Source organism: Vreelandella titanicae BH1, assembly GCF_000336575.1.
GTDB lineage: Bacteria > Pseudomonadota > Gammaproteobacteria > Pseudomonadales > Halomonadaceae > Vreelandella > Vreelandella titanicae.
The window spans coordinates 175,573-191,436 of sequence record NZ_AOPO01000004.1 but is presented as its reverse complement, the minus strand read 5'-3'; the positions used below and the strand labels follow the sequence as shown (position 1 = coordinate 191,436).

Sequence of the window (15,864 nt, the reverse complement as noted above, 5' to 3'; positions counted from 1 at the left end):
AACTTAGCGGCGCTGCTCGGTGAGTCGGCCCGCCCACTGAATCGCCACTAGCAAGGGCACCACCATCACCAGAAATATCAGCGTGTAGGCTGAGCCAATTTCCAGGCGCATCGAGGCGTAGCTGTCGGCTAAGCCGACCGGTAGCGTTTTGGTCAAGGGGGTGTGCAGCATCCAGGTAATGTTGAATTCACCGATCGATAGGGTGACCACCATCAGCGCCCCCGCCAAAATGCCGCTCATACAGTTAGGGATGACCACCCCGAAAAGCGTTGCCTAAAACTGGCGCCTAAGCTGGCGGCGGCTTCTTCAAGTTGGGGAAGCTTGGCGGTTTGCATCACAGAGAGCACCGCGCGCACCATAAAGGGCAGGGTAAACAGCACATGGCCAACCAGAATAAATAGCCAACTGCCGCGGAATTCACGGTAGCTGCCATAGGCGAGCAGTAGGGCAAGCGCGGTGGCCAGCCCAGGTACGGCAACCGGCAGCAGTAGGAGTTCTTCAATCGCGTTGGCCCAGCGGCGACGGCTGCGCAGCAGGCCATAGGCGGCGGGTACGCCAATCAGGATAGTGATCAATAAACAGGCCAGCGCCAGTTTAATTGAGAGCCAGATGGTATCGGCGTAGAGCTGCCACACCTCATCCACCCAGCGCAGGGTCAGGCCACTCTCAAGGCCGACAAAGTAGTTTTCGGTCAGCCCCGCCATGACCGACATGGCGACGGGCACAATCATGAACAAGCACACCAGCAGGGTGAAGCCCAATTGCAGCGTAAAGCGTAGGTGAGATTTCATACCGAAGCCCCCAAGTTGCCGCCTGCCAGCCTGCGGGCAAGACTCAATGCCATCCAGGTGATCACGCCCAATACCACTGATAGCGCGGCTGCCATGGCGAAGTTAGCGTAGTTGGTGAATTCGCCGTAGATATTGAGCGGTAGAATGCTCAACCGCGTGCCCAGGGTAAACGCCGTACCAAAGGCGCCCATACTGGTAGCAAAGCAGATGGCACCGGTTGAGAGCAGCGCGGGTGCAATGCCGGGTACGATGACGTCCTTGGTGACCTGCCAAGTGTTAGCGCCTAACGAGCGAGCTGCCTCTTCAAGGCTTCTATCCAGGTTGTCGCAGGCAGCCATCACCGTGGTAATAACACGAGGAATGGAGAAGTAGAGGTAACCAATAAATAGCCCGGCCAGTGAGTAAGCGAACATCCAGCGCTCGCCAAACAGCCACAGGCTGGTCTGCGCCAAGGCACCTTGACGCCCTCCCAGCATGATGACCAAAAAGCCCACCACCACGCCTGGGAAAGCCAGCGGAAAGGTGAGGATAGCCACTAGTATGGACTTGCCAAAAAAACGCTGGCGGGCGAGAAAAAATCCGGCAACGCCCGCAATGGCAACCGCTACCAGTGACACTACCAGCGAAAGACCAACGGTGGTCGCCAGGCTGATTAAGTACTGACGATGGGTAAGAATAGTCAGGTAAGCGCTAATACCGCTGCTTGGATCAGCCTCGGCGCCCATCATGATCAGACGCGAAAAAGGCAGTAGCCAAAAGGCGCAGAAAATCACCAGGGCAGGCAGTAAGGCGAACAACGCGATAAAGCGTTTACGCCGGGCTGGGCCTACCATCGTCGATGGTCGACTTAGGTAAGAAGCAGCCCCGGAGGGCTGCTTGGATGCCGCTGTCATGATTAACGAACCTCCGACAGATACCGCTCAGAGAAGCTACGTTGAGCAGCCGCCATGGCGGGGTAGTCAAGTGCCTCGGCGCGGGCATACTCGCTATCGGGCAGAAAGACTTCGCGTGCTTCGGGGGAAATGGCGCTGGCGCGCACGGGACGTAGGTAAGCATCTGCCCATACCGCTTGGCCTTGGTCAGAGAGCACGAAATCAAGCACTTGCTGACCGTTTTCGGGGTTAGGGCCATCTTTTACCAGGCTCATAACATAGGGCACTACCACGCTGCCCTCTTCGGGAATCACAAACTCTACGTTGGCACCATCGCTATGGCGTGCGCGGTAAGCGTTGAAGTCGTAATCGAGAAGAATCGGGATCTCACCAGAAAGTACTCGAGCGTAGCTGGTTTGCTTGGGCACAATCGGGTCGTTTTTGGCTAGCTGATTGAAGTAGTCGATCGCCGGAGTGAAGTCATTAAGATCGCCACCCATGGCTAGGTTGACCGCCACGGCACCGACGTAGCCGACAAAGGCGCTGGCCGGGTCAAGGTAACCCACCATGCCGCGATACTCGGGCTTGAGCAGATCTTCCCAGGAAGTGGGCACCGGCGCGCCATCCAAGGCGTCAACGTTGACCATAAAACCGAGGGTACCAGAGTGAATGGCAAACCAGTTGCCTTCGGGGTCTTTTAGACCTTCAGGAATCTCATCCCAGTGTTCGGGCTGGTAGGACGCCACTACGTCCTCTTCCATGGCTTGAATGCCGAAGGTCACCCCGTAGTAAACGACATCGGCCACCGGGCTACTGGCTTCGGCAACCAATTGGGCTAAGGATTGGCCGGAGTTCTTGTTGTCTTGCGGCACGCGAATGCCGGTCTCCTGTTCGATCAAACGCAACTGGGTGCCCCAGTCCGCCCACTCAGGCGGGCAGTTGTAGCAGATAGCGTTGTCGCTTGACTGGGCAGTAGCGACCCCTGACGCACTGATAACCGCCGTGGCCAGTAACGCTTGATACAGACGCTTAAGGTTCATGCGTTTAAGACTCATACCAAGTTCCTCTATAAAGTGCTTAACGTGGACTTGCGGGATGTCGGGGTTCCGACACTTTCGCCCTTACGCAGTGCGTGGGGCAGGGGAGCGGGTGTGCATTTTTCTCCCCGAATCATGGCTAGCAAGGTGTGAACCGCCGCGCGCCCGATCTCGGCGCGAGGCTGTTCAATGGTGCAGAGCGATGGATATAGATGCTTGCCCAAGGCAATACCATCAAAGCCCATCACGGAAAGTTCGCCAGGCACGCTAAAGCCTGCGCGTTGCAGTTCGCCCATCAGGCTGATGGCAAGCAGGTCATTGGTACAAATCACTGCGCTGAGAGCCTCTGGGACTTGCAGTGCAGGTATCAGGCTTTTCAGGTCAGCTTGGGTGTGGCGGGTCATCTCAACCAATGAGCGGGCGATCAGGCCTGCCTCGCCCATAGCGTGGCAGTAACCGTCAAAACGCAGTCGAGCGCGGTCTGATTGCAGCAGTGGGCCAGCAACCATGCCAATTCGCTCATGACCCAGGGTGATTAAATGGCGGGTGGCATCAGCGCTGGCAGCGCGGTTATCGACGCCAATAGAGGGAAAACCACTTTTCCCTGGCGGGTTGTAAACTAGTAAGCACGGGGTGGTTTCCAAGCGCAGCGTGTTCAGCACGGCACTGTTATCCGCTTCAGCCACGGTCAGCACCAAGCCGTCCACGCGCTGGCGCAGCATCTCCTCAACAATGTCACCCTCGCGGCTGGGCGAGTATTCGCTGGTGGTAACGATCAGTGAGTAGCCAGACGCGCGGGCGGCCACTTCCATGGCTTGTAGCTGCTCGGCGAATACGGGGTTATCGAGACTGGGCACCATCACGCCAATCATCTGCGTCGCTTGAGAGCGCAGCTGTTGGGCGATTTTATTTGGCCTAAACGCTAACTGCTGGGCAGCGTTAAACACTTTTTCACGGGTAGCGGGGCGTACCAAGTCGGGGCTTGAAAAAGCCCGCGCCGCGGTTGCCCGAGAGACTCCTGCGAGTTTGGCCACACTAAGTAAATCTGCCATGGAAATACCTGTTATGAATGCAATGAGATCGATCTCATTTATTAGGTGTCAGCCTAGAGATGGCGTATGACGAATTGATGGCAATAAAAAGTATTTTTGATTATTAAGGGTAGCAGCGTGCTTAAGCGGAGATTGAACACATTGCACCGCTTAGCCCCTCCCGCTAAAGTCTCGCTCTTGTTCACCTGGACGAGACTTCTTTATGGCTACACTGATGATTCAAGGCACCACCTCGGATGCGGGTAAAAGCACTGTGGTGGCTGCCCTTTGCCGCGCGCTGGCAAGGCGTGGAGTATCGGTGGCGCCATTTAAACCCCAGAATATGGCATTGAATAGCGCCGTGACTGAGGACGGCGGCGAGATTGGCCGTTCCACGGCGTTACAGGCGCAAGCCTGCTATTTAGCGCCCCACAGTGACATGAACCCGGTACTGTTAAAGCCGGAAACCGATCGTGGCGCCCAGGTGATTTTACGCGGCAAAGTGCATGGCCATATGGATGCGCTGGATTACCACGCCTATAAACGCACCGCGAAAGAGAGCGTGATGGCGGCATGGCAGGCGTTGGAAAACCGCTTTGATGTCATTATTGCCGAAGGGGCGGGCAGCCCTGCTGAGATCAACCTACGCGAGGGGGATATCGCCAATATGGGCTTTGCCGAAGCGGCTGACTGTCCAGTGATACTGGTGGGCGATATTGACCGCGGTGGGGTATTCGCCCAATTGGTAGGTACGTTGGCGCTCTTGAGCGAGAGCGAACAGGCGCGTACCAAAGGCTTTATTATCAACCGCTTTCGAGGTGATATAGCGCTGCTTAAACCGGGGCTTGAATGGTTGGAGGAGCGTACGGGAAAACCCGTATTCGGAACACTGCCTTATCTGCAGGGGCTAGTACTCGATGCTGAAGATAGCATTGGTTTAACCCACGCCGAAAAGGCTAGCCAGACACTTAACGTGATCGTTCCGGCGCTACCGCGCATCAGTAACCATACTGACTTCGATCCGCTGCGGTTGCACCCACAGGTATCGCTGACCTTTGTGGGGCCCGGCCAGCCGATACCCGCCGCCGATGTGGTCATTCTGCCCGGTAGTAAAAGTACCGCGAGCGATTTGGCGTGGTTAAAGCAACAGGGCTGGGATAACGCCATTCAGCGCCACCTGCGCTACGGCGGCAAGGTGTTAGGTATTTGCGGTGGCTTTCAAATGCTGGGCGAATGGGTGGATGACCCTGATGGCCTGGAGGGTAAGCCAGTAAAAGTGGCGGGCTTGGGCTTGTTGCCGCTGACCACCCGAATGGTGGCAGGCAAACAGCTACGAAATGTTCGCGGCGTGACCGTTGCTGAAGGGGTAACCGTCACCGGATATGAAATTCATAACGGCGTAAGTGAAGGGCAGGCGCTTAACGCGCCATTATTTGACATAGAAGGCCGACCAGAAGGCGCCGTCAGTGAGGATGGCCAAATAATCGGTACTTACCTGCACGGGTTATTTGACCACCCGGAGGCCTGCCAAGCCCTACTGAAGCAGTTGGGACTCGTTAATGGAGAGCAGAGCGATTATCAAGCTCACCGAGAACGTGAGCTTGACCGTTTAGCCGATATGCTGGAAGCCCATATCGATATTGAGGCGGTTATTGCGCTGATTGATGAGGGCGCTTTGCCATCACAGTAATTTCAATACTGCTATCGCCGCAGATATGGGGGGATTCGGTGCAGGTGCGGGTAGGGTAGCGGCTAGGCTCAAAGTACTCCGCGTAAACAGTGTCCATGTCTTGGATAGCGTGTAGATCCGTGAGGTGGATATCCACCCGCACTATGTCCGCTAAGCTGCCGCCTTCCATTTCAAGCATGCGCGATAGTGCGCGCATCACAAGGCGGGTCTCTTCTTTAACGTCGCCTTTGACTGCGTGGCCGTTGGAAAGATCGTCAACGGTCAGTCCTGAAATAAACACATAGTGATCATCGACTACCATGTGGCTACCGGGGAAGCTTGGTGTGGGCATGGTAGGGTCATTCATAAAGGTGGGCATGCTAGCTCCTTCTAAGTGATGTTCACGCTTACAGTTATCTTCGACAGATTGTTAACAGTAGTGTTCAGTATCAGTAAAAATGAATAGAGGACGCGTGAGGCATGTCGCGCTGTCAAAACGGCGATAATTACTCTAGGCTTGCGGCTTTTTAGTCGGTGAGGATGATTCATATGAAGGTCGTACACGTTAACGCAGAGGCCCAGCGCAACGCCTGTCTGGCGCGACTATGCGCTGAGGTATACGGGCAACAGGCTGGTCTAACGCCGCTGGTCGTGTTCACCGGCACCTGCAGTGTGTTATTTCCTCAGGAAGCCGCGCGACTGTTTGCTGCCGTTGACGGCCAGGGTAAACCCCAAGCGCTAGCGCTGCTAGTGCTGGACGAAGAAGGCGAGGGTATGACCGTGACCCACGCCTGCGCACTTGACCAGACAGATGCCCAGCAGCGTTTGATCAGCGAGCTTACTCTGAAAGCGCCGCTACGGGTCGAAGTGGATAACGCCGAACGAGAAGCGTTCTATCAAAAAAGTGGCATTAAGCGCTGGTTCGGCGGGGTGGATGGAAAGCGTATTGGCTTGGGCGCTCGCCACCCTGCCAAGAGTATTCGCGAATTAGCGCCTACCCTAGTGTTGGATGAAGCGCTTATCCTGCGTCGCTTTAAACATGACCCTAAGGCGTTTGAAACGGCCAAACAGGCATTTTTGAAGGGCTTAAACGATTTCCCGCAGTCGCTTTAATAGCCCTTAGGAAACGCTGCGTTCCAGTTTGTGCAACCAAGTTGCACGTTGTTGCCATGTTATTTACGTGTTGCCCCGATAAAATAAGCATCACGACTAGCTTATTAAAAGAAGGGAGAAGCTGCATGGCATTACCGATAATGGATAACAGTCAACGTTACGGTGCGATTAGCCGCTTGTTGCATTGGGGGATGGCGCTACTGTTTGCTTGGCAGTTTACGAGTGCCACGGCGCACTGGCTTTTTCCGGACACACCCTTTGAAGAGTTCTTCTGGGGAACCCATTACCCAGTGGGTGTATTGCTACTGACCTTAGTCGTACTGAGAGCGATATGGGCGTTGGCCAATGCATCGCGCCGTCCGCCATCGGTGAGCGTTATGGCAAAGTTGGGCCATCTTGTTCTCTACGGCTTGATGATGGTGATTCCGACGATTGCGCTTATTCGCCAGTACGGTTCGGGCCGCTCGCTTGAGGTGTTTGGCTTTACGCTGATGTCAGGTTTTGAAGGCGAGGAAATCACCTGGATGACAGATCTGGGCGGTTTGCTCCACGGTGAGCTAGGCTGGACATTGTTAGCGTTGATCGTAGGGCACATCGTGATGGCCATTTTGCATCGCAAGCTGACTCACCACGACGTGCTGACGCGCATGGCCAGATAATCAGACTACTTCTTTGCTAGCTCGCGCATGGCGGTTTCCAAACCCTCCATGGTCATGGGGTACATGCGGTCATCAATGATCTCGCGGATTAGTTGAGTAGAGTAGGTGTACTCCCATGCCCGGGGTGGCATCGGGTTAAGCCACGCCAGGCGGGGAAACGTTTCGCATAAACGCTTCAGCCACACGCCGCCCGCTTCGTCGTTAAAGTGCTCTACGCTACCGCCGGGGTGGGTGACCTCATAGGGCGACATGGCCGCGTCACCGACAATCACGACCTGGTAATCCGCACCGTAGGTGTGCAAAACATCCATGGTCGGGATCCGCTCGTTACCCCGACGCATATTGTTTCGCCAAACCCCTTCGTAAAGGCAGTTATGAAAGTAGTAGTGCTCAAGATGCTTGAACTCTGAACGGGCGGCAGAGAACAGTTCTTCGCAGACGCGAATATGATCATCCATCGAGCCGCCCACATCCAAAAATAGCAGCACTTTAACGGCGTTATGGCGCTCCGGGCGCATCTGAACGTTGAGTAGCCCGGCGTCCTTGGCAGTTTCGCGAATAGTGCTATCCACGTCAAACTCATCTAGCGCCCCTTGGCGGGCAAACTTGCGCAGGCGACGCAGCGCCATTTTGATATTGCGCGTGCCTAATTCCAGAGAATCATCGTAATCGCGGAAGCGTCGCTCGTCCCAGACCTTGGTGGCGCGGCGGTGGCGGGAGCCATCCTGACCAATGCGAATGCCTTCCGGGTTGTAGCCGTAGGCGCCAAAGGGGCTGGTGCCGCCGGTGCCGATCCATTTATTGCCGCCCGCGTGGCGCTCTTTTTGCTCCTCCAGGCGTTTTTTGAACGTCTCAATGAGTTCTTCGAGGCCGCCCAGGGATTCGATCTTGGCTTTCTCTTCATCCGTTAGCTGCTTCTCAAATTCCCGGCGTAGCCAGTCATCGGGGATCAGCGCTTCAATGGCGGCGTCCATGTCCTCCAGGCCTTTAAACCAGGCGGCAAAGGCACGATCAAAGCGGTCAAAGTGGCGTTCGTCTTTGACCATCACCGTGCGGGCCACCTGATAGAAGGCTTCCATATCGGCGAACACCACACCGCGTTCCACCACGGCGTGAAGATCCAGCAGCTCACGTAGCGATACCGGAACGCCCGCACGCTTTAGTGTTTCGAATAGGCCAATAAACATGGCTTAGCGGCCTGTGCCTTTTTGGCGACGGATCATAAACGCCAGGCGTTCCAGCAGTTGGGTGTCCTGCTCGTTTTTGACCAAGGCGCCGGCCATGGGTGGAAGTGCTTTGGACGGATCGCGGTTGTAGAGCGCCTCTTGAGCAATATTGTCAGCCATCAGTAGCTTGAGCCAGTCGACTAGTTCAGATGTGGAAGGCTTTTTCTTGAGGCCTGGCGCTTTACGTAGCTCGAAAAATACCTCTAAGGCCTCGCTGACCAGCTTGGGGGCGATATCCGGGAAGTGCACATCGACAATCGCCTGCATGGTCTCGCGGTCGGGGAACTCAATGTAGTGGAAAAAGCAGCGGCGCAGGAACGCATCTGGCAGCTCTTTTTCGTTGTTTGAGGTGATGATGATAATCGGGCGCTGTTCGGCGCGTATGGTTTCGCCGGTTTCGTAAACGTGAAACTCCATACGATCCAGCTCTTGAAGCAGGTCGTTGGGGAATTCGATATCGGCCTTGTCGATCTCGTCGATCAATAACACTACGCGCTCGTTGGCGGTAAAGGCTTCCCACAGCTTGCCGGGCTTGATGTAGTTGGCGACGTTCTCGACCCCTTCTACACCCAGCTGTGAATCGCGCAGGCGGCTGACCGCATCGTACTCGTACAGACCCTGGGCCGCCTTGGTGCTGGATTTGATATGCCAGGTAATTAACTGGGTATCGAGAGATTCAGCCAACTCTTCGGCCAATAGGGTTTTGCCGGTACCCGGCTCGCCTTTGATCAACAGCGGCCGCTCGAGCACCACGGCAGCATTCACCGCCTGCTTAAGCGCATCGGTTGCGATATAGGAAGAAGTGGAGTCAAACGCCATGGGAGGGCCTCGGCTTGTCGAAAGCGGGTTTATAAAAGGATAAACGGATTCAAACAAGTGTACGTGAGGGTCACCCTCAAGGCCAAGAGGTAGTGGTAGCTGGCATTCTGCACAACACTGTGCCGAGTGCAGGTTTCCGCGAGGGCGCTGTTAACCCATCCGTGGGCGCTACTTTCGCCATCCATGGCGAAAGACCCTCGCTTCAACCTGCCCTCGCACCGTGTTCTCAAGATATGTTGCAGTTATTTCCCAATCAAAAGCTTTGAAGTAGCTTTTTATCACCCCTGCCAATTCGGCGGCACGATGCCCTGGCGCTGCATTTGCCGGTATATCGTGGGCCTTGAAACCCCGAGAGCGCGAGCCACGGCGCTAATGTTCCAGTGCTGCTCCTTGAGCATTTCCAGCAATGTGTGATCGCTGTCGCTACCAGCGTCTGCAGGCAGGGGAGTTGCTTGCCGAGTGATGCGTTGGCTTAGGCACTGCTCAGGTAAGTCATGAACGGTGATTTCTTCGTTTTCTGAGGTGGCCAGTGCAAAGGCCAGCGCATTCTTTAGCTGACGGATATTACCGGGCCAGGCGTAAGCTAGTAGGGCGCTAATGGCATCGGCCCGCAGGCGCGGTGATTGGCTGGAGGCTCGCTCCTGGATGATGTCATCAAATACACGGCGGATAACGTAGAGCTTATCGGCGCGGTCGCGTAGCGCGGGCAGGCGCAGTTGAGCCCCGTTAAGGCGGTAATAGAGGTCTTCGCGGAACTCACCCTGCTGGATCATCGAATCGATATTGCGATGAGTGGCGGTAATCACCCGAATATCAACCTTTTCAGGCTTATTGGCCCCAAGAGGCATCACTTCTCGCTCGGCCAGTACGCGCAGTAGGCGGGTTTGCAGGGCCAGCGGCATATCGCCGATTTCATCTAAAAACAGTGTGCCGCCGTGGGCTTGGGGAATCAGCCCGCGCATGCCTTTGGCGCGCCCGCCGGTAAAGGCGCCGGGCTCGTAACCAAACAGCTCGCTTTCGATCAGCGCTTCGGGAATGGCGGCACAGTTTACTGCGATAAAGGGGCCTTTAGATCGGTTGCCGCTGTCATGCAGAGCACGGGCAACGACCTCTTTGCCGGTGCCGGTTTCTCCGCTAATCAGCACATTGACGCTGGCTTCGTTGCGCAACCGTTCAGCCAGTTTCTGCACTTTGCGCATGGCGGGGTCGTCGGCGCCGAGGCGTACCAGTGGTTCCGGCAGGCTGGAGGCGAGAGGTTGTGCTTGCTGAGCAGGGCGCGGGCGGCGTGGCTCCAGCAGGCTAATAAAGTAGATCGTGTTATCGACCCTGGCGCGAAAAGCACGCAGTTGATCGTCGGTGGCGCTATTAATGCTGAGTACATCGGCGATCTCGCACTCGAATAGCTCCCCCAGCATTGGGGTGTGATGGGCTGACCAGGGTGGCCAACGGCGCTGGTGTTCACTTATCAGATCACGACCCACTGCGTTGGCAGCAATCACTTGCCCGTTCTCTTCAATGGCGATGAGTCCGCGCCCGTTTACATGCACAAACTCTCGTGAGGTATCCAGCCGCACCATCAGGCAGTCACGGTAGCGCTGAAGAAAATAGGCGTCCTCGATCATGCGCGCGTAGAGCGTTACCAGAGAGAGACTAAAATTTTGACTCTCATGCTGGGTAGGCGATTGCAGCGCGGAGATGTCCAGTACGGCCATGACGTTGCCTTGCGGGTCGGCGATGGGCGCGGCAGTGCAGGTAAGCGAAATATGCGAGGCGTCGAAGTGCTCCTGGCGGTGGCAAATAATCGCTTGGCGGTCATGCAGGCAGGTGCCTACGGCACAGGTACCCGCAAAGCGTTCGTCCCAGTCGGCACCGAGGTATAGGCCTGCTTTGCGCAGTTGCTGGTCTTGGTTGGGATCGCCACGAAACTCAACGGTTATCCCACGGTGGTCGGTGAGCAGTAGCACGTAGCCTAGTTGAGCAATTTGCTGATAAAGCTGGTCAACCCCGGCTCTTGCCACGTGCAGTAGTTCATCCACGGATTCCCGGTGCTCGATCAGGATTTGTTGAGGCACCACCCGGGCTGGGCGTGGCTGGGTGGGATCGAGTTGGTACTCGTTTAGGCAGCGCAGCCAGGAGCGTCGAATAGTCGGCTGGGCGGGTAGCTGGGGCATTTCCAAGCCTTCGCCGAGCTGGAAAATATGCTCGATATGCTGGCGCTGGACGGATTGCAGCCGTGCAGGCAGGGACGATTGAGTGGGCATGGCGTGGTTCACCGTGGGGCTTGTTATTATCCTTCCAGCCTATGCGCTCTGGCGTGGGTGTCAACGCAGCGCTATTACGCCGTTAGTCGTGCGTTACACCTGTAACGTTGTTTACAACTAGATGTGACAGGTGTACGCCTTGGGCAACGCCTAATCGACAACTGTTTTTTAAATTTATTTATATTTTTCATATGCTTGTGGTTTATCTGAAATGATTGGCACGGCGGGTGCTTAGAGTTGGGTGTCTCACCAGCAATTCAACAATAACAAACGATGGAGTACTCACTATGTCCGAGATACCGGCACAAACCCAGCAAACCGCCACGGCTATTGTCCAAGGGTGGCTAAGTGATTTTGATAAAGCGCTGCAAGCCCAGGATATTCAGCGTGTTTTGTCGCTATTTAATGAGGAATGCTACTGGCGCGACTTTGTAACCTTTACCTGGAATTTAAAAACCTGTGAGGGAAAAGATGCTATTCAGGCCATGCTCAATGCGACCCTGGAGAACGTGCGTCCTTCGAACTGGCAGCTAGAAGGCGAAGCTACCCAGAACGGCGATACCAGTGAGGCGTGGTTTACCTTTGAAACAGCGGTCGCCAGCGGCAAAGGCTACTTGCGTCTAAAAGACGGCAAATGCTGGACGCTACTAACCACTATGCAGTCGCTTCATGACTACCCCGAACCGCGTAACCACAACCGCCCAAAAGGAGCTGAGCACGGGGCCAATAAACAGCGTGAAACCTGGTTAGAGTCACGGGAGCGCGAAGAGGCAGAGCTTGGCTATACCCAACAACCTTACTGCGTGATCATCGGTGGAGGCCAAGGTGGGATTGGCCTTGGGGCCCGGCTGAAGCAGATGGGCGTGCCGACCATTATTATCGAGCGCAACGAGCGAGCCGGGGACTCCTGGCGCAAGCGCTATAAGTCGCTCTGCCTGCATGATCCAGTCTGGTACGACCACCTTCCCTATATTCCTTTCCCTGAAAACTGGCCGGTGTTTGCCCCCAAAGACAAGGTGGGCGATTGGCTGGAGATGTACACAAAAGTGATGGAGCTCAATTATTGGAGTTCCACTGAGTGTCAGAATGCACGTTATGACGACGCCGCAGGCGAGTGGGTGGTTAACGTTAAGCGCAACGGCGAAGAGATCACGCTACGCCCGAAACAGCTGGTAATGGCCACCGGGATGTCGGGCATGCCCAATGTGCCGACATTTCCGGGCGCAGAGAGCTTCGCAGGCGAACAGCAGCACTCTAGCCAGCACCCAGGGCCGGATGCTTATGCGGGTAAAAAGTGTGTGATTGTGGGTTCGAATAACTCTGCTCACGATATTGCCGCGGCACTCTGGGAGCACGACGCCGATGTGACCATGCTGCAGCGTTCATCCACCCATATTGTGAAGTCGGACTCTTTGATGGAGGAAGTGCTGGGGCCGCTCTACTCCGAAGAGGCGGTGGCCAATGGCTTAACCCACGACAAGGCTGATCTGATTTTTGCCTCGATCCCCTACAAGGTGCTTCCGGACTTTCAGCGCCCGGCGTTTGAGGCAATCAAACAGCGCGACGCCGAGTTTTATCAGAAGCTGGAAGACGCGGGCTTTCTGCTCGATTTCGGTGACGATGACTCGGGGCTGTTTTTGAAGTATCTACGCCGGGGCTCAGGTTATTACATCGACGTAGGCGCCTGCGACTTGGTGGCTAACGGTGATATCAAGTTGCGAAGCGGTGTGGGCATTGAGCGCATTAACCCCCACTCCATCACACTTACCGATGGCAGTGAGCTAGAGGCAGATTTGATCGTCTACGCCACCGGCTATGGCTCCATGAATGGCTGGGCGGCGCGGCTTATCTCTCAGGAAGTGGCGGATAAAGTCGGCAAGTGCTGGGGCCTGGGCTCTGACACCACCAAAGACCCCGGCCCTTGGGAGGGCGAACTGCGTAATATGTGGAAACCCACCCAGCAAGAGGCGCTGTGGTTCCACGGCGGCAACCTGCACCAGTCGCGGCACTACTCACACTATTTAGCGCTGCAGTTAAAGGCACGCATGGAGGGGCTGGAAACGCCTGTCTATGGGCTGCAGCCGGTTCATCATACGTCTTAACAGGAAGGGTAACCCATGAGTCAGTCAAGCATGCAGGCAGCGGTTTGGTACGCAGCAAAAGATTTACGCGTTGAGCAAGTTTCGGTTCCCTCTATGAGCGACCCCCATGAAGTGAAAGTGAAAGTGGCTGCCTGTGGTATTTGCGGCAGTGACTTACACGAGTATGCTGCCGGGCCGATTTTTATTCCGGTGGGCAAGCCGCACCCCATTAGCGGCGAACAGGCGCCGATCATTATGGGCCATGAGTTCGCTGGGGAAGTGGTAGAGGTCGGCGAGAAAGTCACGCGGGTGAAGGTAGGCGACCGCGTGGCGATTGAGCCGATCCTTTCCCCCAACAAGGATGGCGCTTATCAGATGGAGCGCTACAACCTCACGCCCTTGCTGGGCTTTCACGGCCTTTCGGGCGGTGGCGGCGGCTTTTCCGAGTTCACCGTGATGGGGGAACATATGGTGCACAAGCTGCCGGATGACCTCAGCTTCGAGCAGGGTGCACTGGTAGAGCCCGCGGCGGTAGCGCTGCATGCGGTGCGCCAAAGCTGCCTGAAAGCCGGGGATAGCGCGGTAGTTTTTGGCGCGGGGCCAATTGGCTTGATGACCATTGAAGCGCTAAAAGCCGCAGGCGCTGCTCAAATATATGCCGTTGAGGTCGCGCCTTCACGGAAAGCCAAAGCCGAAGCGTTAGGGGCCATTGTGGTTGACCCACAGCAGGAGGATGCGGTTACGAAGCTACAAGCCTTGAGTGGTGGCGGGGTAGACGTGGCGTTTGAAGTCACCGGCATTCCTGACGTGCTGAATCAGGCGTTGCACAGCACCCACGAAGGGGGCGAAGTGGTGGTGGTGAGTATCTGGGAAGGAGAGGCCAGCTTCCAGCCTAACGACCTAGTCATCAAAGAGCGCACCATGAAGGGCATTATTGCCTATCGCCATGTTTACCCAGCGGTAATGGCACTGATGCAGCGGGGCTACTTCCGCGCCGAGGACATGGTGACCCAGCGCATTCCACTGGCGGATATCGTGGAGGAGGGCTTTGAGGCGCTTCTAAACGACAAAGCCCAAGTGAAAATCATCGTGACACCCAACCACTAATCTGAGGATTCCGAAGCGTAAACAAACGCATATGATGCTTTGTGATGCAAAAAGGCCTCAAAGTGCGCAATGCTGGTGCATTTTGTTTGCTGCAGTGCGTCGGAGGTTGATGTCAGTGAAGAGGTTTTTTATTAACCATATGATTTTTAATGATATTTAAAAAATTGGCACGCAGATCGCAATGTATATGGCAAAGGATGAGTGAATAGAGAGGCGTAATTAACTATCTGGCTTCTTTTCCTTCTTCATCCACGTTGCTACCGGCTGGTAGCAACAAACCGAGTGAGCTGGCGTGCTCCACCTGGTCCCCTTCGGGGGACTTTTTTTTGTGCCCGGATTTTATGCCTGAGTTTTATGCCAGAACTTTACGCATAGGAAAAACTATCAGAGTTCAGTTTCTTATAACAATATTTTACAAGCCATTTGGAAACAGTGTTCGTATACTATACCCTGTACAGGTAAGTTGGATAGCAAGTACCGCAATCCCCAAGCGCAAGGAACTGCGCGCTGCATAGAGGATGACCCTTATGAGTAATATGAAACTGATTTCTGCTGCTGTAATCACTGCCGGTTTCGCACTGGCAAGCCAGGCGGCTCTCGCTTATAACGCTGGCGATGTATTCGTTCGTGGTGGTGTTGCCCAAACGGATACGGGGTCAGGTAATGGCAATCTGAATGGTGATTCACTGAACGTGCAGAGCGCTCGCGGCTTCACCTTTGGTGCTGGTTACCTGTTTACTGATAAGGTTGGCGTTGAACTCAACAGCTCTGAGAAGTTCGAGCACGATCTGAACACCTCTGCCTTAGGCGATGTGGGTAGTGTTGATCGTCTACCTGTTAATCTACTCGTGAATTACTACCCGATGGGTGGCCTGGATTCACGTGTACAGCCTTACGTTGGTGCTGGCCTTAACTACACACGCTTCTCTGGTGAGCCGAGTGGTGTGAATGTTGATGAAAGCTACGGCGCGATCGGCCAAGTAGGGGTTGATCTGGCTGTGACTGATAATATTATGCTCAATGGTTACGCAAGCTACGCTGACGTGAACGCAGATATCAACGTCGGTGGTGAAGTTGACATCGAACCCGTCACCATTGGCGGTGGTGTTACTTACCGCTTCTAAGTTTTACTAGACATTAGCTTTACTGGATTTTAGCTTTGCCTAGGTTTTAGCTTTGTTAAGTCTTCTGAAATATC

The 15,864-nt window shown here is 55.2% G+C and carries 15 protein-coding genes; 6 read left to right on the top strand and 9 right to left on the bottom strand.

Annotated features, from left to right (window positions below; translation table 11 throughout):
- Positions 1–3 precede the first annotated feature (3 nt).
- From HALTITAN_RS26015 to HALTITAN_RS09900, 5 genes are read right to left on the bottom strand one after another with little or no spacing between them, the layout of a single operon-like run.
- Positions 4–240, bottom strand: a complete 237-nt coding sequence (locus HALTITAN_RS26015; protein WP_236614947.1) for an ABC transporter permease subunit — start codon at positions 238–240, stop codon at positions 4–6.
- Positions 237–791: an ABC transporter permease gene (locus HALTITAN_RS09915; protein ID WP_009287022.1), complete on the bottom strand. Its 555-nt coding sequence runs from the start codon at positions 789–791 to the stop codon at positions 237–239. Before HALTITAN_RS09915 ends, HALTITAN_RS26015 begins: the two co-directional genes overlap by 4 nt.
- Positions 788–1,684 (bottom strand): ABC transporter permease, encoded by an 897-nt coding sequence (locus HALTITAN_RS09910; RefSeq protein ID WP_009287021.1) that lies wholly within the window; start codon positions 1,682–1,684, stop codon positions 788–790. Before HALTITAN_RS09910 ends, HALTITAN_RS09915 begins: the two co-directional genes overlap by 4 nt.
- Positions 1,685–1,686: 2 nt before the next feature.
- Positions 1,687–2,718, bottom strand: coding sequence for an ABC transporter substrate-binding protein (locus tag HALTITAN_RS09905; protein WP_009287020.1), 1,032 nt, complete (start codon positions 2,716–2,718; stop codon positions 1,687–1,689).
- 11 nt (positions 2,719–2,729) lie between these two features.
- Positions 2,730–3,752: a substrate-binding domain-containing protein gene (locus HALTITAN_RS09900; RefSeq protein ID WP_009287019.1), complete on the bottom strand. Its 1,023-nt coding sequence runs from the start codon at positions 3,750–3,752 to the stop codon at positions 2,730–2,732.
- 202 nt (positions 3,753–3,954) lie between these two features.
- Here HALTITAN_RS09900 and HALTITAN_RS09895 point away from each other — a divergent pair, with 202 nt between their 5' ends.
- Positions 3,955–5,421 carry a cobyric acid synthase gene (locus HALTITAN_RS09895; protein ID WP_039859113.1) on the top strand — a complete coding sequence of 489 codons (1,467 nt, stop codon included), beginning with the start codon at positions 3,955–3,957 and terminating at the stop codon, positions 5,419–5,421.
- On the opposite strand, the gene HALTITAN_RS09890 is transcribed toward HALTITAN_RS09895, so the two are convergent.
- The gene (locus HALTITAN_RS09890) at positions 5,381–5,779 is read right to left on the bottom strand and encodes a RidA family protein (protein WP_039859112.1); all 399 of its coding nucleotides are present in this window, start codon (positions 5,777–5,779) and stop codon (positions 5,381–5,383) included. The genes HALTITAN_RS09895 and HALTITAN_RS09890 overlap by 41 nt on opposite strands.
- 170 nt (positions 5,780–5,949) lie before the next feature.
- Here HALTITAN_RS09890 and HALTITAN_RS09885 point away from each other — a divergent pair, with 170 nt between their 5' ends.
- Both HALTITAN_RS09885 and HALTITAN_RS09880 read left to right on the top strand, forming a co-directional pair.
- The gene (locus HALTITAN_RS09885) at positions 5,950–6,513 is read left to right on the top strand and encodes a hypothetical protein (protein WP_022523134.1); all 564 of its coding nucleotides are present in this window, start codon (positions 5,950–5,952) and stop codon (positions 6,511–6,513) included.
- A gap of 125 nt (positions 6,514–6,638) precedes the next feature.
- The gene (locus tag HALTITAN_RS09880) at positions 6,639–7,172 is read left to right on the top strand and encodes a cytochrome b (protein ID WP_022523135.1); all 534 of its coding nucleotides are present in this window, start codon (positions 6,639–6,641) and stop codon (positions 7,170–7,172) included.
- 5 nt (positions 7,173–7,177) lie between these two features.
- On the opposite strand, the gene HALTITAN_RS09875 is transcribed toward HALTITAN_RS09880, so the two are convergent.
- The 3 genes from HALTITAN_RS09875 to HALTITAN_RS09865 form a co-directional block, all read right to left on the bottom strand.
- Positions 7,178–8,359, bottom strand: a complete 1,182-nt coding sequence (locus HALTITAN_RS09875; protein ID WP_009287016.1) for a vWA domain-containing protein — start codon at positions 8,357–8,359, stop codon at positions 7,178–7,180.
- A 3-nt stretch (positions 8,360–8,362) separates the two neighbouring features.
- A complete protein-coding gene (locus HALTITAN_RS09870; RefSeq protein ID WP_027957560.1) occupies positions 8,363–9,217 on the bottom strand; it encodes an AAA family ATPase in 855 nt (284 codons plus the stop codon).
- Positions 9,218–9,495: 278 nt separating this feature from the next.
- Positions 9,496–11,478 (bottom strand): sigma-54-dependent Fis family transcriptional regulator, encoded by a 1,983-nt coding sequence (locus tag HALTITAN_RS09865; protein ID WP_027957559.1) that lies wholly within the window; start codon positions 11,476–11,478, stop codon positions 9,496–9,498.
- Between the two features lie 287 nt (positions 11,479–11,765).
- Between HALTITAN_RS09865 and HALTITAN_RS09860 the strand changes: the two genes are divergently transcribed.
- The 3 genes from HALTITAN_RS09860 (at position 11,766) to HALTITAN_RS09850 (ending at position 15,790) form a co-directional block, all read left to right on the top strand.
- Complete coding sequence (locus HALTITAN_RS09860) at positions 11,766–13,580, top strand: NAD(P)/FAD-dependent oxidoreductase (RefSeq protein ID WP_027957558.1); 1,815 nt, start codon at positions 11,766–11,768, stop codon at positions 13,578–13,580.
- A gap of 15 nt (positions 13,581–13,595) precedes the next feature.
- Entirely contained in the window at positions 13,596–14,666 is a 1,071-nt protein-coding gene (locus HALTITAN_RS09855; RefSeq protein ID WP_009287013.1) for a 2,3-butanediol dehydrogenase, read from the top strand.
- A 527-nt stretch (positions 14,667–15,193) separates the two neighbouring features.
- The gene (locus tag HALTITAN_RS09850; protein ID WP_027957556.1) at positions 15,194–15,790 is read left to right on the top strand and encodes an OmpW/AlkL family protein; all 597 of its coding nucleotides are present in this window, start codon (positions 15,194–15,196) and stop codon (positions 15,788–15,790) included.
- Positions 15,791–15,864 lie beyond the last annotated feature (74 nt).